This is a genomic window from Dyella marensis (assembly GCF_049532885.1).
Lineage (GTDB): Bacteria > Pseudomonadota > Gammaproteobacteria > Xanthomonadales > Rhodanobacteraceae > Dyella_D > Dyella_D marensis.
In genome coordinates this window covers 480,861-502,969 of record NZ_CP064029.1, presented here as the reverse complement: position 1 = coordinate 502,969, position 22,109 = coordinate 480,861, and the positions used below count along the sequence as shown (strand labels likewise).

The following is a 22,109-nucleotide window of genomic DNA, read 5'->3' as shown; positions in this document are numbered from 1 at the left end:
GCATGCTCAGCTATCTCGCGCTCGGCGATTCCTACACCATCGGCGAAGGCGTGCCCGCCGAGGGCCGCTGGCCGATGCGCCTGGCCGCCGCCCTGCGCGCGCAGGGCGTGGCGCTGGCGGACCCCACCATCCTCGCCACCACCGGCTGGACCACCGACGAACTCTCGGCGGCGATGGACGCCGCCGCGTTCGCGCCGCCATACGACCTGGCCAGCCTGCTGATCGGCGTCAACAACCAGTACCGCGGCCGTTCCGCCGACGCGTACCGCGGTGAATTCCGCCGCCTGCTGGAACGCGCGATCGCGCTGGCCGGCGGCCGCCCCGGCCGCGTGCTGGTGCTGTCGATTCCGGACTGGGGCGTCACCCCGTTCGCCCGCGACAGCGGCCGCGACACCGCGCGCATCGCCGCGGAGCTGGACGCCTTCAACGCCGTCGCCGCCGCGGAAACCCGCTCCATGGGCGCGGCCTTCGTGGACATCGCGCCGATCTCGCGCGACTTCCCCGCCCTGCTCGCCGACGACGGCCTGCATCCCTCCGCCGCGCAATACGCGCTATGGGCCGAAGCCGCGCTGCCGGCCGCGCGCGCCCTGCTGGCCTGAGCACCCCTTTCGCATCGCAACAAAGCTGCAACCGCGCCGCCTCGAGCCGGTGACCTGCCCCGCGCAGACTGAGCTCCCGGATACCACCGGGAGAGACAGCCATGGCGACCTTCCACTGCCGCAGCGCCTTCATCTCCGACGTGCATCTGGGCACGCCTGACTGCAAGGCTTCCTACCTGCTCGACTTCCTGCGCAAGCTGCGCTGCGAGAAGCTCTATCTCGTCGGCGACATCATCGACATGGAAGCGCTTTCGAAGCGCATCTGGTGGCATGCCGACCACGGCGCGGTGCTGGCCGAAGTGCTGGACATGGCGCGGCGGGGGATCGAGGTGATCTATATCCCCGGCAACCACGACGCCCCGCTGCGCGGCCTGGCCGGGCAGAGCTTCGGCGGTGTGCGCATCGCGCTGGATGCCGTGCACGAAGGCGCCGACGGGCGCCGCTACCGGGTCAGCCACGGCGACGAATTCGATCCGGAACAGATCGGCCGCACCTGGATGCTGCACCTGGGCGAGGTGATGCACCGCTTCATCTGCTGGACCAACCGCCGCGTGCACGCCATGCGGCGCCGGCTGGAGCTGCCCTACCTGCCGCTGTCGATCATCGTCAAGTCGCATATCCGCAAGGCGCTGGCCTATATCCGCGCCTACGAGGAACGCGTCGCCGCCGATGCGCGCGAGCGCGGCTTCGACGGGCATATCTGCGGCCACATCCATTTCGGCCACGTGCGCGACATGGGCGGTGTGCTGTACCTCAACGACGGCGACTGGGTGGAGCACTGCACCGCCCTGGTCGAGGACCACACCGGCGCCATGGAGCTGATCCACTGGAGCGAGCAGCCGGCCGCGCTCGGCCGCGCCAGCCGCGAGCTGGTGCTGCCCTCGCCCGCCTCCGGCCTGGCGCTGGCGCCCCTGGCCCGGCACCGGCGCAATCTCTCGGAGCTGCGCCCGGCGGCCTGAGCGCAGGGGCTTGCGCCAGGGACGAGCGGCGAGGACGCGGGGCGATAAGGACGCGCCGCCGCAGGATGCGGGCCGCGTCCTCGCCGCTCGCCCCTGAACGTAGGTTGGGGTGAGCCAAAGGCGAACCCCAACAAATCTTCCCCGTGATCGCGGCGTTGGGGTTCGCTGCGCTCACCCCAACCTACGCTTGAAGCCGCCCCGGGGCGCCGGCATATGCAGGGGGCGTATCATTGCCCCTCTTTACCGGAGTCCCCCCTGATGTCCCTCGACAGCGCCACCCGCGAACGCATCGAAACCCTGCTCAAGAACCACCGCGTGGTGCTGTTCATGAAGGGCACCCGCCAGCAGCCGATGTGCGGCTTCTCCGCCGCGGCCACCAACACCCTCAACGAGCTGCTGCCCGACTACCACACGGTGAACGTGCTGGAAGACCCGGAAATCCGCGAAGGCATCAAGGCCTACGGCGAATGGCCGACCATCCCGCAGCTGTACGTGGAAGGCGAGCTGGTCGGCGGCGCCGACATCATTCGCCAGATGTACACCAGCGGCGAGCTGCACAGCCTGTTCGGCGCCACCCCGCCGGACCGCAGCGCCCCCGAGATCACCATCACCGACAAGGCCGCCGAAGCGATCCGCCAGGGCACGGCCAATGCGCAGGGCCTGGCCCTGCACCTGGAGATCGGCCCGGACCATAGCGCCGGCTTCCAGCTGGCGCCGGCCGGCGACCACGACATCGTGTCCAGCAGCAACGGCATCGAAGTGCACTTCGACCCGGGCAGCGCCCAGCGCGCCAAGGGCATCGTGATCGACTGGGTGTCCACCGTGCAGGGCGAGGGCCTGAGCCTCAAGTTCCCCGGCGCGCAGGAGATCAAGAGCCTGACCGTGCAGGAGCTGCAGGCGCGCCTGGCCGCCGGCGACCTGGTGCTGGTCGACGTGCGCCCGGCCCACGGCCGCGCCCAGGCCGCTCCGCTGGCCCAGGCCCGCGTGCTGGACGAGGTCGGCTACGACAGCCTGGCCGCCCTGCCCAAGGACACCGCCATCGCCTTCATCTGCCACCACGGCGTATCCAGCCGCGGCGTGGCCGAGCGTTTCGCCGCGCACGGCTTCAGCAACGTCTACAACGTGCAGGGCGGCATGGACGCGTGGGCGGCGGAGATCGATCCGAGCGTGCCGCGCTACTGATTCGATCTAGGAAAAATTCCTAGTAAAAAGCGGGGCCTACGGGCCCCGCTGGCGTTTCCGGCGCGCGAAAAAACCGGTCAAAACACGCCGCTTATTTATGATCCGTTCACTCATGGCGCAAGTTGCTGCGAAGTCACAGCCCTGGCGCCACGCAAGGGCGACCCCGCCCACCGCAAGCCCCTTCGTGTTTCTTGCCGCTGGCTTGCGTAAGTCCGCCTTAGCGAAAAATCTTGCGATAGAACTGCGAAAAATTACCCGGCGCATAAAACGGGCCAACGCAGGTTCCGCTCGCTTTTTCCTGCGACGGATAACCATTGCATAACAAATCCGTGGTTCGTAGCTTCGGACTAGGCCACAAGTCACGGCGGGGCACGCCATGAAAGGCCTCCGGATGTGGGGACATCCGGACGAATCGGGGGAGTACGGCTTACCAAGGCAGGCATGACAGGGGCATCCCGCCTCGGGCATGGCTTTGCCGTGGGCGGCATTCCGGTTCGATGAACTCGCTCAAGTCCGCGACCAAAACAATCATCAACCGAGGTTCGACCATGACTTCCAGCAAAGCCAAACGCTACGGTGGTTCCACGCTGCCGCGGCGCCCGCTCGTACTCGCCCTGGCCCTGGGCCTTGGCCTGGCGAGCAGCGGCATCGCGCTTGCCCAGTCCAACGCGACGGGCGTGATCTTCGGCCAGGCCGCGCCGGGAGAAACCATCCACATCGAAAGCACGCAGACCGGCCTCAAGCGCGACCTCACCACCGACGCGCAGGGCCGCTACCGCGCCGCCTCGCTGCCGATCGGCACGTACAACGTGTCGGTGCTGAAGGACGGCAAGGTGCTCGACAGCCGCAACGACGTGCAGACCACGATCAGCAGCGGTACCGAGGTGTCCTTCAACGCCAGCGCCGCCAATGCGCAGACGCTGGGCGCGGTGCAGGTAGTGGGCAACGCGCTGCCGGCGATCGACGTGTCCTCGGTGGACTCGCGCGCCGTGCTCACCGCCGACCAGCTGGCCAAGCTGCCGATCGCGCGCACCTCGATCAGCTCGATCGCGCTGCTGGCACCCGGCACCACGCCGGCCGCGCGCGGCTACGGCAACGCGCTGTCCTTCGGCGGTTCGTCCGCGTCGGAGAACGCGTACTACATCAACGGTTTCTCGGCCACCAACCCGCTGACCGGCGTGAGCTCGCGCCAGCTGCCGTACGACGCGATCGACCAGGAGCAGGTGCTGATCGGCGGCTACGGCGCCGAATACGGCCGTTCCACCGGCGGCGTGATCAACGTGGTGACCAAGCGCGGCACCAACCAGTGGAAGGGCGACGTGCAGGCGTTCTGGTCGCCCAGCGAACTGGCCCAGCAGCCGCGCAACGTGTATCGCCGCAACGGCACGCTGTACCAGGTCGGCAACGCCTTCTCGCCGCGCGACCGCGACGAAGTGCAGTACTCCGGCTCGATCGGCGGCGCGCTGATCAAGGACAAGCTGTTCTTCTTCGGCGCCGCCGATGCGGTGCGCCAGACCGACGTCGCCTACGGCACGCAGTCGAACAACTCGACCGTGCAGAACGACACCAACAAGATCACCCGCTGGCTGACCAAGTTCGACTGGAACATCACGGACAACCACATCCTGGAGTTCACCGGGATCGGCGACGACGAGCAGACCGACTCGCAGATCTACGGCTACAACTACTCCACGCTGCAGAACACCGGCTACAAGGGCCACCAGTACACCAAGAACTACAACGGCACCCAGACCAACGGCACGCCGGGCGGCAACATCTACATCGGCCACTACACCGGCTACATCACCGACGACCTGACGGTCAACGCGATGTACGGCAAGAGCAACTCCGACCACATGCAGAACATCACGGGCGCCGGCGGCGCGCCGTGCCCGGCGATCACCGACAACCGCGCCATCGCCGCCACCAATCCGGCGCCCAGCTGCCAGTTCGGCGCCGCCACCACGCTGCGCGAGGGTTCGAAGGACAAGACCAGCGGCTGGAGCTTCAACATCGAATACCGCCTGGGCAGCCATGACTTCCGCGGCGGCATGGACAACTACGTCCTGCGCGCCACCTGGGGCAGCGCGCCGGTCACCGGCACTGCCTGGCGCTACTTCGACCTCGGCTCCGGCCAGGCCATCACCCAGCGCCTGACCAACCTGGGCCTGAGCCCGAGTCTGTACAACCCGGCCTCGTTCGCCAACGGCTACTACGCCGAAAGCACGGGCCTGAGCACCGGCACCTCGGCGCGCACGGCGCAGCGTTCGGAGTTCATCGAAGACCACTGGCAGCTGACCGACCGCTGGAACATCTACCTGGGCCTGCGCAACGAGCAGTTCACCAACTACAACGGCGTCGGCGACGCCTACGCCAAGGAGCGCAACCAGCTCGATCCGCGCCTGGGCTTCGCCTGGGACGTGTACGGCGACAGCTCGCTGAAGGTCTACGGCAACGCCGGCCGCTACCACCTCGGCCTGCCCACCAGCGTGGCCGTGCGCGGCGCCGGTCCGTCCACCTTCCCGTCCACCTACTACTCGTTCACCAGCATCGACCCGGTCACCGGCGTGCCGCAGGGCCTGAGCGTGGGCGCGCCGTGGTCGCAGACCTTCTACAACAACGGCGCCAATGGCACCCCGCCGGATGCCAAGACGGTGTCGGTGAAGGACCTGAAGACCTACTACCAGGACGAGTACATCCTCGGCTTCGACAAGCAGCTGCCGAACAACTGGACGGTCGGCGCCAAGGCCATGTTCCGCGTGCTGCGCAACCTGATCGACGACGACTGCGACAGCCGTCCGATCCAGGCCTGGGGCGACGCGCACGGCATCAGCGCGCTGGTCGCCGCCGGCATCGCCAACAGCACGCAGTGCTGGCTGTACAACCCGGGCAACGCCAACACCTTCATCCTGTCGCCCGCCGCCGGCCAGTACTTCGAAGTGCCGCTGAGCGCCCGCGAGATCGGCGAGCCGAAGGCCAAGCGCCGCTACTACATGCTCGACATGTACGCCGAGCACCAGTTCAGCGACAAGTGGTACGCCAAGGTCGAGTACACCTTCTCGCGCAGCTACGGCAACTCGGAAGGCCAGCTCGACTCCGACATCGTGCAGGCCGACGTGTCCACCACCGAAAGCTGGGACGCGCCGGAGCTGATGGAGAACACCAACGGCCCGCTGGCCAACGACCAGACGCACCAGCTGCGCATCCTGGGCGTGTACCAGCCGACGCCGGAATGGCGCTTCTCCACGGTCAGCCGCATCACTTCCGGCACGCCGATCAGCTGCATCGGCGCGCGCCCGGAATCGGCCGGCGGCGACCCGGTGGGCTACCAGGCGGCGTACTTCTGGTGCAACGGCAAGCCCGCTCCGCGCGGTTCGTACGGCCGCACGCCGTGGACCTATACGATCAACCTGAGCGCGGCCTGGCAGCCGGCCTTCCTCGATCACAAGCTGACGCTGTCGGCGGACGTGTTCAATCTGCTGGGCAAGCAACGCATCACGCAGCTCAATGAGACGTGCGAGGATCCGTCGGGTAACACGACGATCAACTGCTTCCGCCCGCGTTCGTTCCAGGATCCGCGTTACGTCCGCCTGGGCGCGCGGTACGACTTCTCGCTGTAAGGGTCTGGCATTCCAAAGTGCGCGGGGCTCCATGGATGGGGTCCCGCGCCGACAAACAGCTGGTATCTCCCCATATGGGCCGCCGTGAGGCGGTCCTTTTTTTCGTGCCGCGCGAAGGGAGGAGAGCTTGCGAAAAACCGCAAGTAAATCGCGATCCGAAAATTATCGCCGCAATTATTTATTAATCGCCATTGATTACGATAATTTCGAAAAACATAACGCTTTCCATAATGCGCCACCTGCTGCTACAAAATCCCCGCTCGATCCCCGAGCCATTCGCCACAGATAGTCAAGGACGTTTCCTTCATGAAAGCGATTTCACTGCAGTGCGCTTTATCCGCTCTGGTTTTCCTGGGCCTGGCCGGCGCTGCCCACGCCGCCACGCCGTATTCCACCTCCAACATCTATTTCGACGAAAGCGGGGCGGTGGTGGGGCAGAACATCCTGCTCTGCTCGAACTTGGCCTATCACGCCGGCAATATCCACACGGCATACTCGATCACCCAGACCATCGCCTGCACCAGCTATCCCAACGGCGCCCCGATCACCACGCCGCCACCGGACGTGATCGTGCCGGGCACCCAGGTCACCAGCTACGTGCTGCCCAGCTTCCTCACCATCACCCAGGGCTGCGCCGCTGCCGAATGCGTGCAGGCAGGTAGCCCGGAACTGCCGCGCCTGGTCGACAAGGGCTGGACCTGGCAGACCGGCCTGCAATAAGCCGCTCTTCAGCTGTTCAACGCGCTGAAAACGAAAGAGCCGCCGGTCAGCCGGCGGCTCTTTCGCTATCTGCAGCATTAAAAAAATTACTCGACGTTTTCCTCGAAGCGCAGGTGCTTCACGCTGCGGCCGTTGCGGCGCACCAGCTTGAGCGCCTCGATGCCGATGCGGATATGGCGCTCGACGAACTGCGCCGTCACGCTGCGGTCGCTGGCTTCGGTCTTCACCCCTTCCGGAATCATCGGCTGGTCCGACACCAGCAGCAGCGCGCCGCAGGGGATCTGGTTGTGGAAGCCCGCCGCGAAGATGGTGGCGGTTTCCATGTCCACCGCCATGCAGCGGGTGCGGCGCAGGTAGTCCTTGAACTGCTCGTCGTGCTCCCACACGCGGCGGTTGGTGGTGTACACCGTGCCGGTCCAGTAGTCGTAGCCGAGGTCGCGGATCATGGTGGACACGCCGCGCTGCAGCTGGAACGCCGGCAGCGCCGGCACTTCCGGCGGCAGGTAGTCGTTGGAGGTGCCCTCGCCGCGGATCGCGGCGATCGGCAGCACCAGGTCGCCGATCGCGTTCTTCCTCTTCAGGCCGCCGCACTTGCCCAGGAACAGCGCCGCCTTGGGCGACACCGCGCTGAGCAGGTCCATCACGGTGGCGGCATTGGGGCTGCCCATGCCGAAGTTGATCAGGGTGATGCCGTCGGCGGTGGCATTGGGCATGGGGCGGTCGCGCCCGTGCACTTCCACGCCATGCCATTCGGCGAACAGATCCACGTAATGGCCGAAATTGGTGAGCAGCACGTACTCGCCGAACTGCTCCAGCGGCGTGCCGGTATAGCGCGGCAGCCAGTTGGAGACGATTTCCTGTTTGTCTTTCATGGGACCCTTTGGCAGGTCGATGGGCGCGGGAGCCTCCCGCACCGCGTTACCGGCGACGCCACGCCGGCGATAGGCCGAATGATCCGCGCCATTCTAGCCGGAACGGCGGGCTGGCTTGCGCATGGCGCAGTGCCGCATGGCCGCGATCCGTTCTGTGATGGACTTCACCCATGTTATGTTCCCGCCGCAGCCGGACTAGGGGGTGACAAGATGCGCATGGGCCTGGCCATCGATGCGTCCTGCGACGTTTCGCAGGGCTTCCTGGAGGAACACGGCGTCACGGTGATGCCGATCACCGTGCGGGTCGACGACGAGACCTTCCTGGACAACCGCGACCCCGCCGAGGTGCGCCGCTTCATCGACCGCAAGCTGGGCGACCGCAGCCACTCGGCCGAGACCGAGCCCTGCTCGGTGGAAGAGGTGCAGAAGCTGTTCCTGGAGAAACTGGTGCTGGAGCGGGACTGCGTGTTCTGCCTCACCGTCACCTCCACCCGCAGCCCGATCAACGACCACGTCAACAAGGCCAGCTTCGCGGTGCTCAAGCACTACCGCGCGGCGCGCGAGCAGGGCGGGCTGTCCGGCCAGTTCCTGATGCGCGTGATCGACACCCGCAACCTGTTCGCCGGCACCGCGCCGGCCATCCTGGAAGCCGCCCGCCTGGTCCGCGCCGGCGAGACGCCGCCGGCGATCCGCGAGCGCGCCACCTTTATCGCCAACCACTCCTACGGCTACATGCTGCCGCGCGACCTGTACTACCTGCGCGCGCGCGCCAAGAAGAAGGGCGACCGCAGCGTCGGCCTGTTCAGCGCGGTGCTGGGCTCGGCGCTGGACATCAAGCCGCTGCTGCGCTGCTTCCGCGGCGAGACCGGCCCGGCCGGCAAGGTGCGCGGCTTCGAGCACGGCGCGCAGACCCTGTTCGGCTACGCCGTGCAGCGGGTGCGCGCCGGCCTGCTGGTGCCGGCCATGTGCGTCAGCTACGGCGGCGACCTGGCCGAGCTGGATGGCCTGCCCGGCTATGCCGGCCTGCGCGCGGCCTGCGCCGACCACGGCGTGGCGCTGATGGAGGCGCCGATGAGCATCACCGGCATGGTCAACGTCGGCGAAGGCGCCATCACCCTGGGCTTCGCCGCCGAGGAACATGAGGCGGAGTTCTGAGCCGCCCGCCGCCGGCGCGCATAGAATCCTGCCGATGCGCCGACCTGTCCTGCTCCTGCTCCTGCTCCTGCTGATGCTGTCGCCGCTGGCCGCCCTGCCGGCCGGCGCGGCCACCGTGTACAAGTGCACCGGCGCCGACGGCCGGGTGACCTTCCAGGACCGCCCCTGCCCCCGCGCGCAGCGGCAGGACATCGTGCCGCTGACCGACCCCACGCCGGCCGCGCCGGCACCGCCGCCGCAGCCCGTAAGCGACGACCGCGACAGCAGCCCGCCACCACCCTCGCCCGCCCCGCCGCCACCGTCCGCGCCCCTGCCCGGCCTGTACGCCTGCACGCGCGCCACCGACGGCAAGTTCTATGTCAGCCGCAACGGCGATCCCCAGCCTTATCTCGCCCCGTTCGGCATGGTCGGCATGGTGCAGACGCCGCTCGCCCGCGGCGGGGCCGGCGGCGCCTCGGCGCCGGAGCTCAACCGCGGCAAGGTCACCGCGGGGCTGGTGTCGGACAACTACGTCTGGGTGCAGGACCAGTGCCGCCCGATGACCTTCAACGAAACCTGCCACGCCCTGCAGGACGACTACGACGACAACGCGCGCAAGCTGCGCCGCGCCTTCAAGAGCGACCGGCCGCCGCTGGAACAGCGCGACGAGGAGCTGCGGGGGCAGCTGGCGAATTGCCGCTGACCCATGTTCGTCATCCCGGCGCAGGCCGGGATCCAGTGGCGAAAGCGCGTGATTTTCGTGACGGCGCTTGAAGGGCTTTCGCGAAAACCGAGCGATACCGCTACTGGATCCCGGCCTGCGCCGGGATGACGAGCAGAAAACTCAGAACCCGTAGTTGAGAAACCCGCCATCCACCGCCAGCACCTGCCCCGTGACGTAGCTGGCGGCCGGCAGGCACAGGAAGGCGATCGCCGCGGCCACTTCCTCCGGCTCGCCGATGCGGCGCAGCGGGGTGTGGTCGAGCACTTCGTCGAGATAATCGTCGTCGGCCAGCGCCGGCTCCGAGCGCTGCGTGCGGATATACCAGGGCGCCACCGCATTGACGCGGATGCCGTCGGTGGCCCACTCGGCGGCGAGGTTGCGGGTGAGCTGGTGCAGCGCGGCCTTGCTCATGCCGTACGCCGCGCCGGTGCGCACGTGGGTGATGCCGGAAACCGAACCGACGTTCACGATCGCCGCATTCGCATGCTGCACCAGCTGCGGATGCGCGAGGCGGCACATCTCGAAGGCGGAGAACAGGTTCAGTTCGAAGATCGCGCGGTAATCGCGCTCGCTGTATTCCAGCGCCGCGGCCGGGGCATTGCCGCCGGCGTTGTTGACCAGCAGCGACAGCGGCGCGCCCAGATCCGCGATCCAGTCGAACACCGCCAGCCGCTCCTCCTGCACGCTGAGGTCGGCGGCGAAGGACAGCACCTCGATCTGCTCGAAATCGTCGGCCAGTTCGACGCGCACCTGTTCCAGGTAATCGTCGTCGCGCGCCACCAGCAGCAGGTTGGCGCCCAGCCCGGCCAGCTCGCGCGCGGCGGCGTAGCCGATGCCCTTGCTGGCGCCCGTGATCAATGCGGTATGGCCTTGCAGCTGCCAGGCGTCGATGCGGTTGTTCATGCGGCGAGCTTAAAACCTGGGTCACGCGGGGACCAGCCCGAGGTTGCCGCGCCACGGCATGCGCGGGACACTCGGGGCCGGCCCCCGTGGAGCATCCACCATGAAAGCTCGGCTCATCCTCCCGCTCAGCCTGCTCGCGCTCTGTGCCTGCTCCGGCAAGCCGCCCGCGCCCAAGGCCGAAGCCGCGCCCGCGCCGCGCGTCGCCACGCCGTTCGACGACCTGAAGAAGCAGGAACAGAAGGCCAAGGACGTGCAGAAAGTGGTCGACCAGCAGGCCGAGCAGCAGCGCAAGCAAGCCGACGCGGCGGAACAGTAAACGCATGGCGCACGAATCCACTGCAGCCGGATACGCCGCACCCGCGATCGCCGCCGATGCACCCGTGCTGGAACTGGACCGCGCCAGCGTATTGCGCGGCGAGCGGCTGATCCTGGAAGCGCTGAGCCTGCGCGTCGCCGCCGGCGAACACACCGCCATCCTCGGCGCCAACGGATCGGGCAAGTCCACCCTGGTGAAGCTGGTGACGCGCCAGCTGTATCCGCTGGCGCGCGACGACGGCCAGCCCAGCGTGCGCGTGTTCGGCCGCGAGCGCTGGCACGTGGCCGAGCTGCGCAGCCTGCTCGGCATCGTGTCGCCGGCGCTGCAGCTGGACTACACCACCGACACGCCGCTGGAAGTGTTCGACGCGGTGGTGTCGGGCTTCTACGCCGCGCGCGGCCTCGGCCCCGGCCATCGCCCCACGCCGGCCATGCGCGAGCGCGCGCATGCGGCGCTGGCGCAGATGGGCATCGCGCATCTGATCGGCCGCGACATGGCCACGCTGTCCACCGGCGAGGCGCGCCGCGTGCTGATCGCGCGCGCCCTGGTGCACCGTCCACGCGCCCTGCTGCTGGACGAACCCAGCGCCGGCCTGGACCTGGCCACCCGCCGCCACTTCCTGGAAAACCTGCGCGCGCTGGCGCGCGGCGGCACCACCTTGCTGCTGGTCACCCATCACATCGAAGAGATCGTGCCGGAGATCGGCCGCGTGCTGCTGCTGCGCGAAGGCAAGGCGCTGCACCACGGCGACAAGGCGCAGGTGCTCACCGACGACGCACTGAGCGATGCCTTCGGCATGCGCGTGCGGGTGGGACGCGACGGCGACTATTACAGCGCCGTGCCGGCATAAAAAAACGGCGGCCCGAGGGCCGCCGTTTCGTTCAAGCTGCTGCGCCCGCTTCAGCGCGGCTCGCAGAAGCAATACGCATACACATTCGGCTTGCCCGACTGCGCGTTCTTCAGCAGCTTCAGTTCCGGCGCCATCGCGGGCAGCTGCGCCACCCACTCCGGCAGATGCACGCCGTAGGCGCGCAGCGCGACGGTGGCCGAGCTGTCGTTGAGGTTGACCATGAACTGCTCGACGGTGCCCAGCGGCGCCTCCACGTAGCGCACCGACGGGTTCTTGCCCAGCTTGGCGCGCTGGGCCGCATCGGCCACCGCTTCGCGCAGGCCGCCGAGCTGGTCGACCAGGCCGCGGTCCAGCGCCTGCTGGCCGGTCCACACGCGGCCTTGCGCGATGGTGTCGATGGCGTCGTACGGCTTGCCGCGCGCCTGCGCCACGCCGCCGACGAAATCGCGGTAGCCCTTGTCGATGATGGCCTGGATCAGGGTGCCCACCTTCGGATCCAGCGGGCGGGTGATGTTGAACGCGCCGGCCAGCGGGCCGGTGCCCACGCCGTCGGTCTTCACGCCGAGCTTGTCCAGCGTGCCGGGCACGGTGAAATACATGCCGAAGATGCCGATCGAACCGGTGATCGTATTGGGCTCGGCGAAGATGCGGTCCGCATTCATCGAGATCCAGTAGCCGCCGCTGGCCGCCACGTTGCCCATCGACACCACCACCGGAATGCCGGCTTCCTTGGTCAGCGCGACTTCGCGGCGGATCAGCTCGGCCGCGTACACCTCGCCGCCCGGCGAGTTCACCCGCAGCACCAGCGCCTTGGTGCGGCGGTCCTCGCGCGCGGCGCGGATCAGCTGCGCGGTGGATTCGCCGCCGATGCTGCCCTGCGGCTGCTTGCCGCCGACGATCTCGCCCTCGGCCACCACCACCGCCACGCCCGGTTCCAGCACGCGGCCCGGCGACACGCCGGCTAGGTAGCGGCGCAGGTCGACCTGGCGGAAGCCCTCGCCCTTGCCGCCGGCCGGCACGCCTTCCTTGCGCATCATGTTTTCCAGGTCGTCGCGGGTGGCGAGGCCGTCGACCAGGTGTTCGTTGAAGGCCAGCTGGCCGAGGTCGCCCTTGGTGCCGGCGATCGCGTCGGGCAGGCCGTCGATGGCGGCGCGCAGCGCGGACGGCTCGATCTTGCGCAGCTTGGCCACTTCGTCGATGTAGCGGTCCCACAGGCCGCCCATCCAGAACGCATCGGCTTCCTTCGACTCCGGCGAGGCGTGGTCCAGGATGTACGGCTCGGCCGCGCTCTTGAACTGGCCGACGCGGAACAGGTGCACGTCCACGCCCAGGCGGTCGAGCAGGTCCTTGTAGAACAGGCGGTAGTTGGCCAGCCCCGTCAGCACCACGCCGCCCATCGGGTCGAGCAGCACGCGGTCGGCATGCGCGGCCAGGTAGTACTGGCCCTGGTCCATGCTGGAGGCCCACACGATCACCGGCTTGCCGGCGGCGCGGAAGCGGTCCAGCGCCGCGGCCACCTCGCGCAGCGCGGCGAAGCCGCCGGCGTGCAGTTCCTGCGGCTGCAGCAGGATGCGGGTGATGCGGCTGTCGCTGGACGCCGCGTCGATGGCCGACACCAGGTCGCGCACCTGCACCTGCTTGGGCGCATTGCCGGACAGGCCCTGCAGCGCGCGCTCCAGCGGCTCGATGCTGAACTGTTCGACCAGCTCGCCCTGCGGCTTCAGCACCAGCACGCTGTCGTTCTGCACGCCGCGCTCGCCGTGGCTGCCGGCCCAGAAGCCGAGCATCAGCAGCAGGAAAAAGCCGAGGAAGACGAAGAAGATCAGGTTGATGATGACCAGCCTGACCACGTTGATTCCGCGCCCAAACACGCGCAGGAATGCCCAGAAACCGTTGGTGCCGCGCTCCGCCATGCTTACTTTCCTCGACAAGACGGCGGCAGCGTAACCGCTCGGGCTTTACAGGTCATGTGGGAGAAGTTTGGGTCGTGCGGCGCCAGCGCTCGGTCCGGGAATTGCGCCAGAAGCGGGTGAACAGGAGGATGGCCGCCACGCTCAGCCCGGCCACCAGCCCCATCCACATGCCGCGCGCGCCCAGCCCCTGGCGGAACGCCAGCCACCAGCCGAACGGCATGCCGATCACCCAGTAGGCGAACAGCGTCATCGCCATCGGCCAGCGGGTGTCCTTCAGGCCGCGCAGCGCGCCGTTGGAGGCGACCTGGATGCCGTCGGAGAACTGGAACACGCCGGCCAGCACGATCAGCTGGGTAGCCAGCGCGATCACCGCCGCATCGCGGGTGTACAGCGCGGCGATCAGGTGCGGCAGGCCCAGCATCAGGCTGGCCGAGACCACCTGGGTGAGCACGGCCAGGCCGATGCCGCAGAAGCCGGCGTAGCGCACGCCCTCGGCGTCGCCGCGGCCCACCGCATTGCCCACGCGCACGGTGATCGCCATGGCCAGGCCCAGCGGGATCATGAAGAACACCGAGGCGATGTTCAGCGCCACCTGGTGGCTGGCCACCACGGTTTCGCCCAGCGTGCCCAGGGCCAGCGCCACCGCCACGAACAGGCCGCCCTCGGCCAGCAGGGTGATCGCCATCGGCAGGCCGATCGACAGCAGCTCGCGGATGCGCCTGAGGTCGGGCAGGTCGAAGCGCTCGCCCAGGTTCAGGCCGCGGTAGTTGCCATGGCGCGAGATATACAGCGCGAAACCCAGCATCTCCATCCACAGCACCAGGGCCGTGGCGATGCCGCAGCCGCGCGCGCCCTGCGGCGCCAGGCCGAACTTGCCGAACATCAGCACATAGCCCAGCGGCGCCAGCACGCACAGGCCGGCCAGGGCGAAGAACATCGACGGCAGGGTCATCGACAGGCCTTCGGAAAGGCCGCGCAGCGCGAAGTAGCAGGTGAGCGCGGGCGCACCCCAGCTGATCGCATGCAGGAAGGCCACCACGTCGTTGCGCAGGCCCGGGTCCACGCCGATCAGGTCGATCAGCGGACCGGCATGGCGCACGAAGAACCACAGCAGCACACCCATGCCCAGCGCCAGCCACAGCGCCTGGCGGAACACCGCGCCGACTTCGCCGCGGCGGCCGGCGCCGTCCAGCTGCGACACCGAAGGCGGCACCGCCATCATCATGCCGATGCCGCTGACGATGGCCAGCGCCCAGATGCTGGCGCCGACGGCGACCGCGCCGAGCACGTGCGCGCTGTAATGGCCGGCCAGCATGGCATCGACCACATTGGTGCCCACCGCGGCCAGCTGGGCCAGGATCAGGGGTGCCGCGAGCGAGACGGTGGCGCCGACCTCGTGCGCCACGCGGGCGCGATCGGAAGGGGAAAGAAACATAGGCGGGACTCCAGGGCCGGGCATTCTACAGGCTCTTGGTCCGTCATCCCGGCGCAGGCCGGGATCCAGTGGCGATACCGTCGGGTTTTCGCGGTAACGCTCAAGAGCAATGCCTTTCGACGCCCTCGCCCGTACGTAGCTTGTCGCCACTGGATCCCGGCCTGCGCCGGGATGACGAGCAAAGGCGCGACCGGCATGGGGTGACCGATGTGCGGTGCTATCGGTCAAGCTCTTATGCCAAGATCGCCCGCTTGCAAGGGGAGGGGTCAAGGTGAGCGGGAAAGACATCGTCTCGTACGACGGCGTGCATTGCGCCAATTGCACGGCAGCCATGCAGGGCGAGTTCTGCCACCACTGCGGGCAGTCGATCCACACCGTGCTCAAGCCGGTGCACCACATGTTCGAGGACACGCTGGAGACCTTCCTCCATGTGGACGGCCGCGTGCTGCACACCTTGCCGCCGCTGATGACCAGGCCGGGCTTCCTCACCCTGGAATATTTCTCCGGGCGCCGCCAGCGCTACGTGCCGCCGTTCCGGCTGATGTTCGTGCTGTGCCTGCTGGCGTTTTTCCTGACCCATATCGCGGTCGACGCGCTGGTGACGCGCGGCAAGGATTTCGCGCCCGGCGTGCACGTGGACCGGCGCCAGTTCGACGACCTGAAGACCTCGGACGAGGTCCGCCACGCCCTGGACGAGCAGCTGGCCAACCTGCAGCAGGCCCGCGCGACGGTGGCCAACGTGCCCGGCGCCGACGCCGGCCTGGTCAAGGCCGAGAAGGAACTGCGCAAGCAGGCCGAGCGGCGCATCGCCACCATCGATGGGGCGGCGGCGCCGGCCTCGGGGGCATCGGCCAAGGCACCGGCGGCGGCGTCCTCAGCGCCGGCCGTCACTTCCAGCACCGGGCACCGCGCGGCCAAGGACGACGACGTGGAAGCGGAAGACTGGCTGGACAAGCCGGGCAACACCCGCGTCTCCTGGCTGCCCGAATTCATGAATGCGCGGCTGGCCCACGCCGCCGCCAACCTGCGCGCCAATATCCGGGGCTGGAAGAGTTCCGACCCGGAAGTGCACGAACAGGCCGCCGAGCGCTTCAAGGCCGGCATCTTCGGCGCCCTGCCGCAGACCATGTTCGTGCTGATGCCGGCCTTCGCCCTGCTGCTGAAGCTGTTCTACCTGTTCAAGCGCCGGCTCTATATGGAGCACCTGATCGTGGCGCTGCACAGCCACGCCTTCCTGTTCGCCACGGTGCTGCTGTGGGTGCTGCTGGCCCTGCTGAAGTCATGGATCGCGCCGCATGCGGCCTGGGCCGGCAGCCTGCTGGGCTGGCTGGAATTCGCCCTGGCGATATGGGCGCCGGTGTACCTGTTGCTGATGCAGAAGCGGGTCTACCGGCAGGGCTGGTTCATGACCGTGCTGAAGTACCTGGTGATCGGCTGGTGCTACACCTGGTTGCTCGGATTCGCCCTGGTAAGCGCCTTGATGATGGGCGCGGTGCACTGAAGCAATAGGCAGGTATTTTGTGATGCACATCACAGCGAAACCGGGCAGTGGCCGACGCATCGAGCCCTGCCAGAATCGCGCCAGCGAGGGTTTTGCACAGCATCACAGGACTGTCAATAGATTGACCACGGCTATGTCAATTGGATGAACACCAGCCGAGCGGCCACTGTAAGTCATTGAATATAAATCGCATTACAAGTTGGCTAAAAGTTCGACAGCACGTCGCAAAGTCCGATTTTTCTGGCTTTGAGGGCACCCTTCCCCGGCGCATCCACAGACTTATCCACAGCTCTTGTGGATAAGCCAGATTTTCCCCTTCACAGAGCTACTTAGGGGGGACTTCTCGACGGGGGGCCAGCAGGGGGCCGAAAACGAAGGCGCAGGTTGGGGTGAGCCGCAGGCGAACCCCAACGTGGCGAGGCGCGTGAAGGTGCCGGTGTTGGGGTTCGCCTGCGGCTCACCCCAACCTACGTCGATGGCGCACGGCCGTTACACTGGCCCGCCCTGAGGATCGCCATGCCCTCCGTCCTGCGCGTCGCCCTGCCGGTGCCCCTGCCCACCTTGTTCGACTACCTGCCGCCGGCGGCCGGCGAGGCGCAGGCGGGCAGCCGGGTGCTGGTGCCGTTCGGGCGCGGCAAGGCGGTGGGCGTGGTGGTGGAAACGGATGTCGAATCCACCCTGGGCGGCGCGCGCCTGAAACAGGTGCTGCGGCTGCTGGACGAAGCGCCGCTGCTCGACGCGGAACTGATGAAGACCCTGGCCTGGGCCGCCGACTACTGGCTGGGCGCGCCCGGCGAGGCCTACGCCAACGCCTTGCCGCTGGCGCTGCGCGAAGACAAGCCGCTGCCCGACACGCATGAAGAAGTCTGGGCGCTGACCGTCGCCGGCCGCAGCGCGCTGGATGCCGGCAGCCGCAAGGGCGGCAGCCGGCGCCTGCTGGAAACCCTGGCCGCCGCGCCGCTCGGCGCCGGCGAACTGCACGAACGCCTGCCGGACTGGCGCGAGGCCGCGCGCCGGCTCGCCACGGCGGGCCTGATCGAACGCGTGCGCCGCGCAGCCGATACCGCGCCGCAGCCCGCCGTCGCGCCGCCGGCGCTCAGTCCCGAACAGCAGGCCGCGGTGGAGGCGGTAAGCGCGGAACTGGGCCGCTTCCAGCCCTTCCTGCTCGACGGCGTCACCGGCAGCGGCAAGACCGAGGTGTACCTGGCGCTGATCGAACAGGTGATCGCGCAGGGCAAGCAGGCCCTGCTGCTGGTGCCGGAAATCGGCCTGGCCCCGCAGACCGTGCGCCGCGTGCGCGAACGCCTGGGCGTGCCGGTGGAAGTGCTGCATTCCAACCTCGCCGAAGGCGACCGCGCGCGCGCCTGGCTGCGCGCGCGCGACGGCGAGGCGCGGGTGATCCTGGGCACGCGCTCGGCGGTGTTCACGCCGCTGCCGCGCGCCGGGCTGATCGTGGTCGACGAGGAACACGACGGCGCCTACAAGCAGCAGGAAGGCTTCCGCTACCACGCGCGCGACCTGGCCCTGCTGCGCGGCCGCGCGCTGGGCGTGCCGGTGCTGCTGGGTTCGGCCACGCCTTCGCTGGAATCGCTGGCCAACGTGGACGCTGGCCGCTACCGCGCGCTGCATCTGCGCGCGCGGCCCGGCGCGATCCGCCCGCCGCAGGTGCAGATCGTGGACATGCGCGCGCAGCGGCTGGAACACGGCCTGTCGCCCACCCTGCTGAGCGCGGTGGCCGACACCATCGCGCGCGGCGAGCAGGCGCTGGTGTTCCGCAACCGCCGCGGCTACGCGCCGGTGCTGCTGTGCCATCAGTGCGGCTGGCATGCCGAATGCCCGCGCTGCGAACACCCGCTCACCCTGCACGCGGGCCGGCGCCAGCTGATCTGCCACCACTGCGACTACCACACGCGCCTGCCCGAGCACTGCCCCTCCTGCGGCGCACCGGACCTGAAGCCGCAAGGCCAGGGCACCGAGCGCCTGGAAGAAGCGCTCAGCGCGCGCTTTCCGGATGTGCCCGTACTGCGCATCGACCGCGAGACCACGCGCCGCCGCGACGCCTTCGACGAACTGCTCGAGCGCCTGCGCGGTGACGGCCCGGCGATCCTGGTCGGCACGCAGATGCTGGCCAAGGGCCACGACCTGCCCAATCTCACCCTGGTCGCCATCGTCGGCGTGGACGAAGGCCTGCACAGCGTGGATTTCCGCGCCAGCGAACGCCTCGCGCAGCTGATCGTGCAGGTGGCCGGGCGCGCCGGCCGCGCCAGCAAGCCCGGCCGGGTGATCCTGCAGACCCACCACCCGGAACACCCGCTGCTGCGCCAGCTGCTGGCGCAGGGCTACGCCGCCGCGGCGAAGGAACTGCTGGCCGAACGCCAGGCAGTGCAACTGCCGCCGTACATGCACCAGGTGCTGCTGCGCGCCGATGCGCACCAACGCGAACACGTGGACGCCTTCCTGCGCGAAGCACGCGGCGCGCTGGAACCGGCCGCGCAGGCGGAACTGGGCATCGCCGGCCCGATGCCCGCGCCGATGCCGCTGCGCGCGGGGCGCCATCGCGGGCAATTGCTGGTCGAGGCGGGCAGCCGCGCGGTCCTGCACGCGGCGCTGCGGCCGTGGGCGCGTGGTTTGTCGGCACTGCCGTCGGCGCGGCGGGTGCGCTGGTCGCTGGATGTGGATCCGGTGGATCTGTACTGAGCGTGCCGGAACCTGAAGCCCCTCTCCCATCGGGAGAGGGGTTGGGGAGAGGGGTTGGGGTTGGGGTGAGGGTGCGGGCGGAGCGCAAGAGTGATGTGCTTCGCTCCGGCCGGACCCTCATCCGGCTGCCGCCACCTTCTCCCGGAGGGAGAAGGCCTTGCTTTCAGAGATTGAGGAAACGGCCAGACGCAATCGAGTACTGAGCGGGAGCTGCCCGCTAAAATACGCGACGCCCTCTCCCAACGAGCTCCCCCGATGTCACAGCCCGATCCCCGGCCGCACATCGTCATCCTCGGCGGCGGTTTCGGCGGCATGGCCGCCGCGCACCGGCTCGACGACGCCTCGCTCCGCGTCACCCTGGTCGACCGGCGCAACCACCATCTGTTCCAGCCCCTGCTCTACCAGGTCGCCACGGCGGGGCTTTCCGCACCGTCCATTGCCGCGCCGCTGCGGCAGATCCTGCGCAAGCAGCAGAACGTCACCGTGCTGCTGGACGAAGCGCAGGGCATCGACCTGGCCCATAAGCGCGTGCTGCTCGCGCAGGGCCCGCTCGACTACGACTATCTGATCGTTGCCACCGGCGCCACGCACGCCTACTTCGGCCACGACGACTGGGCCCGCCACGCGCCGGGCCTGAAGACGCTGGACGACGCCTTCGCCATCCGCCGCCGCGTGCTGCTCGCCTTCGAGCATGCCGAGCGCGAGGACGAGCCGGCGCGACGCCAGGCCTGGCTCAATTTCGTGGTGGTCGGCGGCGGCGCCACCGGCGTGGAGCTGGCCGGCACGCTGGCGGAAATCGCGCGCCACACGCTGCCGCGCGAATTCCGCCGCAGCGATCCGCGCCAGGCGAACATCCTGCTGGTGGAAGCAGGGCCGCGCGTGCTGCCGGCGTTCGCGCCGGAGCTGTCGGCGAAGGCGCGCAAGCAATTGGAGAAACTCGGCGTGCAGGTGCGCACGGATACCGCCGTTACCGCGATCGGCAGCGACAGCGTGCAGCTCGGCAACGAGACGCTGGCCTCGCGCACCGTGCTATGGGCGGCCGGCGTCGCCGCCTCGCCGCTGGGCCAGCAGCTGGGCGTGCCGCTGGACCGCGCCGGCCGCGTGCTGGTGACGCCGGAGCTGGCCGTGCCGGGCCACCCCGAGGTGTTCGTCGTCGGCGACCTGGCCAGCGTCACCCAGGCCGACGGCAAGCCGGTGCCCGGCATCGCGCCGGCCGCCAAGCAGATGGGCCGCTACGTGGCGGACGCGATCCTGGCGCGCCTCGGCGGCCGCGCCGCACCCGCACCGTTCCGCTACCGCGACGACGGCACGCTGGCCACCATCGGCCGGCTGTCGGCGGTGGCGCAGTTCGGGCGGGTGAAGCTGTCGGGCGTGCTGGCCTGGTGGGTGTGGCTGGTGGCCCACGTGTATTTCCTGATCGGCTTCCGCAACCGCCTGGTGGTGCTGCTGGACTGGGCCTGGTCGTACTGGACCTACCAGCGCCATGCGCGCATCGTCACCGGCTCCGATACCCGCCGATCCGGCGGCACAGACGAAAGCTGAGCGCGCTTTGCCCGGCGCCGCGCGGGCGGCGACAATACCTCGTTCCCCCAGACGGATTCCGCTCGTGTCCAACCAACTCGAACAGCTGCGCCAGTACACCACCGTGGTCGCCGATACCGGCGACATCGAGGCGATCGCCCGCTATCGCCCGGTGGACGCCACCACCAATCCCTCCCTGCTGCTGAAGGCGACCGAGCTGCCGGCCTATGCGCCGCTGATCGACGAAGCCGTGCAGTGGGCCAAGGCCCAGAGCGGCTCGCGCGAACGCCAGCTGGTGGACGCCGGCGATTACCTCTCCGTCGCCGCCGGCCGCAAGATTTCCGAGCTGGTGCCGGGCCGCGTGTCCACCGAAGTGGACGCGCGCCTGTCCTTCAACACCGACGCCACCATCGCCAAGGCCGAGCGCCTGATCGGCCTGTACGAAGCGGCCGGCGTGACGCGCGAGCGCATCCTGATCAAGATCGCCTCCACCTGGGAAGGCATCCGCGCCGCCGAGACGCTGGAACGCCGCGGCATCCAGTGCAACCTCACCCTGCTGTTCTCGTTCGAGCAGGCGGTGGCCTGCGCCGAGGCCGGCGTGTACCTGATCTCGCCCTTCGTCGGCCGCATCATGGACTGGTACGTCGCCAACACCGCGACCAAGACCTACGCGCCGGAAGAAGACCCGGGCGTGAAGTCGGTGCGGCGCATCTACGGCTGGTACAAGCAGCACGGCTTCGACACCGTGGTGATGGGCGCGAGCTTCCGCAATATCGGCCAGATCCAGGCGCTGGCCGGCTGCGACCGCCTGACCATCAGCCCCGATCTGCTGGAGAAGCTGGAAGCCACCAGCGAACCGCTGCCGCGCGCGCTGCAGGACGACGGCAAGCGCGAGGCGCGCGTGCCGGCGCTGGACGAAGCCGGGTTCCGCTGGGGCCACAACGAGGATGCGATGGCGACGGAGAAACTCGCCGACGGCATCCGCAAATTCGCCGCCGACCAGCGCAAGCTGGAGGCGATGCTGGCGGCGCGGCTGTAAGCCTCTGCTCTTGCCCCCTCTCCCCTCCGGGGAGAGGGTTGGGGTGAGGGGCCGGGCGGAGCGGTGAGCTGAGGGTCGGTACAAGCCTTAAAGCTTTTCCTCGCCCCGTAGAAGCGTTACCGCG

General features: G+C 68.7%; 17 protein-coding genes. 13 read left to right on the top strand and 4 right to left on the bottom strand.

Features of this window, described 5'->3' with window-relative positions; translation table 11 throughout:
- Positions 1-2: 2 nt before the first annotated feature.
- The 5 genes from ISN75_RS02110 to ISN75_RS02090 all read left to right on the top strand — a co-directional run bounded on the left by ISN75_RS02110 (position 3) and on the right by ISN75_RS02090 (position 7,080).
- The gene (locus tag ISN75_RS02110; RefSeq protein ID WP_343821724.1) at positions 3-599 is read left to right on the top strand and encodes an SGNH/GDSL hydrolase family protein; all 597 of its coding nucleotides are present in this window, start codon (positions 3-5) and stop codon (positions 597-599) included.
- A gap of 101 nt (positions 600-700) precedes the next feature.
- The gene (locus ISN75_RS02105) at positions 701-1,558 is read left to right on the top strand and encodes a UDP-2,3-diacylglucosamine diphosphatase (protein ID WP_167252684.1); all 858 of its coding nucleotides are present in this window, start codon (positions 701-703) and stop codon (positions 1,556-1,558) included.
- 258 nt (positions 1,559-1,816) lie between these two features.
- Positions 1,817-2,740, top strand: a complete 924-nt coding sequence (grxD, locus tag ISN75_RS02100; protein WP_167252685.1) for a Grx4 family monothiol glutaredoxin — start codon at positions 1,817-1,819, stop codon at positions 2,738-2,740.
- A 548-nt stretch (positions 2,741-3,288) separates the two neighbouring features.
- The gene (locus ISN75_RS02095) at positions 3,289-6,360 is read left to right on the top strand and encodes a TonB-dependent receptor (RefSeq protein ID WP_167252686.1); all 3,072 of its coding nucleotides are present in this window, start codon (positions 3,289-3,291) and stop codon (positions 6,358-6,360) included.
- 306 nt (positions 6,361-6,666) lie between these two features.
- Positions 6,667-7,080, top strand: a complete 414-nt coding sequence (locus ISN75_RS02090) for a hypothetical protein (protein ID WP_167252687.1) — start codon at positions 6,667-6,669, stop codon at positions 7,078-7,080.
- An 86-nt stretch (positions 7,081-7,166) separates the two neighbouring features.
- On the opposite strand, the gene ISN75_RS02085 is transcribed toward ISN75_RS02090, so the two are convergent.
- Entirely contained in the window at positions 7,167-7,952 is a 786-nt protein-coding gene (locus tag ISN75_RS02085) for an AMP nucleosidase (RefSeq protein ID WP_167252688.1), read from the bottom strand.
- Positions 7,953-8,162: 210 nt separating this feature from the next.
- Here ISN75_RS02085 and ISN75_RS02080 point away from each other — a divergent pair, with 210 nt between their 5' ends.
- Entirely contained in the window at positions 8,163-9,107 is a 945-nt protein-coding gene (locus ISN75_RS02080; RefSeq protein WP_208399580.1) for a DegV family protein, read from the top strand.
- A gap of 34 nt (positions 9,108-9,141) precedes the next feature.
- Complete coding sequence (locus ISN75_RS02075) at positions 9,142-9,789, top strand: DUF4124 domain-containing protein (protein ID WP_343821728.1); 648 nt, start codon at positions 9,142-9,144, stop codon at positions 9,787-9,789.
- Positions 9,790-9,930: 141 nt separating this feature from the next.
- On the opposite strand, the gene ISN75_RS02070 is transcribed toward ISN75_RS02075, so the two are convergent.
- Positions 9,931-10,713: an SDR family oxidoreductase gene (locus tag ISN75_RS02070; protein ID WP_167252690.1), complete on the bottom strand. Its 783-nt coding sequence runs from the start codon at positions 10,711-10,713 to the stop codon at positions 9,931-9,933.
- A 100-nt stretch (positions 10,714-10,813) separates the two neighbouring features.
- On the opposite strand from ISN75_RS02070, the gene ISN75_RS02065 reads away from it, so the two are divergent.
- Both ISN75_RS02065 and ISN75_RS02060 read left to right on the top strand, forming a co-directional pair.
- Positions 10,814-11,029, top strand: a complete 216-nt coding sequence (locus tag ISN75_RS02065; RefSeq protein ID WP_167252691.1) for a hypothetical protein — start codon at positions 10,814-10,816, stop codon at positions 11,027-11,029.
- A gap of 4 nt (positions 11,030-11,033) precedes the next feature.
- Complete coding sequence (locus tag ISN75_RS02060; protein ID WP_343821731.1) at positions 11,034-11,879, top strand: ABC transporter ATP-binding protein; 846 nt, start codon at positions 11,034-11,036, stop codon at positions 11,877-11,879.
- 50 nt (positions 11,880-11,929) lie between these two features.
- Here ISN75_RS02060 and sppA read toward each other — a convergent pair whose 3' ends face one another.
- Complete coding sequence (gene sppA / locus ISN75_RS02055; protein ID WP_167252693.1) at positions 11,930-13,792, bottom strand: signal peptide peptidase SppA; 1,863 nt, start codon at positions 13,790-13,792, stop codon at positions 11,930-11,932.
- A 52-nt stretch (positions 13,793-13,844) separates the two neighbouring features.
- Complete coding sequence (locus tag ISN75_RS02050) at positions 13,845-15,227, bottom strand: MATE family efflux transporter (RefSeq protein ID WP_167252694.1); 1,383 nt, start codon at positions 15,225-15,227, stop codon at positions 13,845-13,847.
- Between the two features lie 271 nt (positions 15,228-15,498).
- Here ISN75_RS02050 and ISN75_RS02045 point away from each other — a divergent pair, with 271 nt between their 5' ends.
- The 4 genes from ISN75_RS02045 to tal all read left to right on the top strand — a co-directional run bounded on the left by ISN75_RS02045 (position 15,499) and on the right by tal (position 21,985).
- On the top strand, positions 15,499-16,728 hold the full coding sequence (locus tag ISN75_RS02045) for a DUF3667 domain-containing protein (protein ID WP_343821732.1): 1,230 nt from the start codon (positions 15,499-15,501) through the stop codon (positions 16,726-16,728).
- Between the two features lie 516 nt (positions 16,729-17,244).
- Complete coding sequence (locus ISN75_RS02040) at positions 17,245-19,425, top strand: primosomal protein N' (protein WP_343821734.1); 2,181 nt, start codon at positions 17,245-17,247, stop codon at positions 19,423-19,425.
- A 255-nt stretch (positions 19,426-19,680) separates the two neighbouring features.
- A complete protein-coding gene (locus ISN75_RS02035; RefSeq protein WP_343821736.1) occupies positions 19,681-20,967 on the top strand; it encodes an NAD(P)/FAD-dependent oxidoreductase in 1,287 nt (428 codons plus the stop codon).
- A gap of 64 nt (positions 20,968-21,031) precedes the next feature.
- Positions 21,032-21,985 (top strand): transaldolase, encoded by a 954-nt coding sequence (tal, locus tag ISN75_RS02030; RefSeq protein WP_343821738.1) that lies wholly within the window; start codon positions 21,032-21,034, stop codon positions 21,983-21,985.
- Positions 21,986-22,109 lie beyond the last annotated feature (124 nt).

Excerpts from the sequence above, each read along its gene's own strand:
- ISN75_RS02065 (WP_167252691.1), top strand. The coding sequence starts at position 10,814 with ATGAAAGCTCGGCTCATCCTCCCGCTCAGCCTGCTCGCGCTCTGTGCC.
- ISN75_RS02105 (WP_167252684.1), top strand. The coding sequence starts at position 701 with ATGGCGACCTTCCACTGCCGCAGCGCCTTCATCTCCGACGTGCATCTG.
- ISN75_RS02075 (WP_343821728.1), top strand. The coding sequence starts at position 9,142 with ATGCGCCGACCTGTCCTGCTCCTGCTCCTGCTCCTGCTGATGCTGTCG.
- ISN75_RS02035 (WP_343821736.1), top strand. The coding sequence starts at position 19,681 with ATGTCACAGCCCGATCCCCGGCCGCACATCGTCATCCTCGGCGGCGGT.
- ISN75_RS02095 (WP_167252686.1), top strand. The coding sequence starts at position 3,289 with ATGACTTCCAGCAAAGCCAAACGCTACGGTGGTTCCACGCTGCCGCGG.
- grxD (WP_167252685.1), top strand. The coding sequence starts at position 1,817 with ATGTCCCTCGACAGCGCCACCCGCGAACGCATCGAAACCCTGCTCAAG.
- ISN75_RS02040 (WP_343821734.1), top strand. The coding sequence starts at position 17,245 with ATGCCCTCCGTCCTGCGCGTCGCCCTGCCGGTGCCCCTGCCCACCTTG.
- ISN75_RS02080 (WP_208399580.1), top strand. The coding sequence starts at position 8,163 with ATGCGCATGGGCCTGGCCATCGATGCGTCCTGCGACGTTTCGCAGGGC.
- ISN75_RS02060 (WP_343821731.1), top strand. The coding sequence starts at position 11,034 with ATGGCGCACGAATCCACTGCAGCCGGATACGCCGCACCCGCGATCGCC.
- ISN75_RS02110 (WP_343821724.1), top strand. The coding sequence starts at position 3 with ATGCTCAGCTATCTCGCGCTCGGCGATTCCTACACCATCGGCGAAGGC.
- ISN75_RS02070 (WP_167252690.1), bottom strand. The coding sequence starts at position 10,713 with ATGAACAACCGCATCGACGCCTGGCAGCTGCAAGGCCATACCGCATTG.
- ISN75_RS02090 (WP_167252687.1), top strand. The coding sequence starts at position 6,667 with ATGAAAGCGATTTCACTGCAGTGCGCTTTATCCGCTCTGGTTTTCCTG.
- ISN75_RS02085 (WP_167252688.1), bottom strand. The coding sequence starts at position 7,952 with ATGAAAGACAAACAGGAAATCGTCTCCAACTGGCTGCCGCGCTATACC.
- sppA (WP_167252693.1), bottom strand. The coding sequence starts at position 13,792 with ATGGCGGAGCGCGGCACCAACGGTTTCTGGGCATTCCTGCGCGTGTTT.
- ISN75_RS02050 (WP_167252694.1), bottom strand. The coding sequence starts at position 15,227 with ATGTTTCTTTCCCCTTCCGATCGCGCCCGCGTGGCGCACGAGGTCGGC.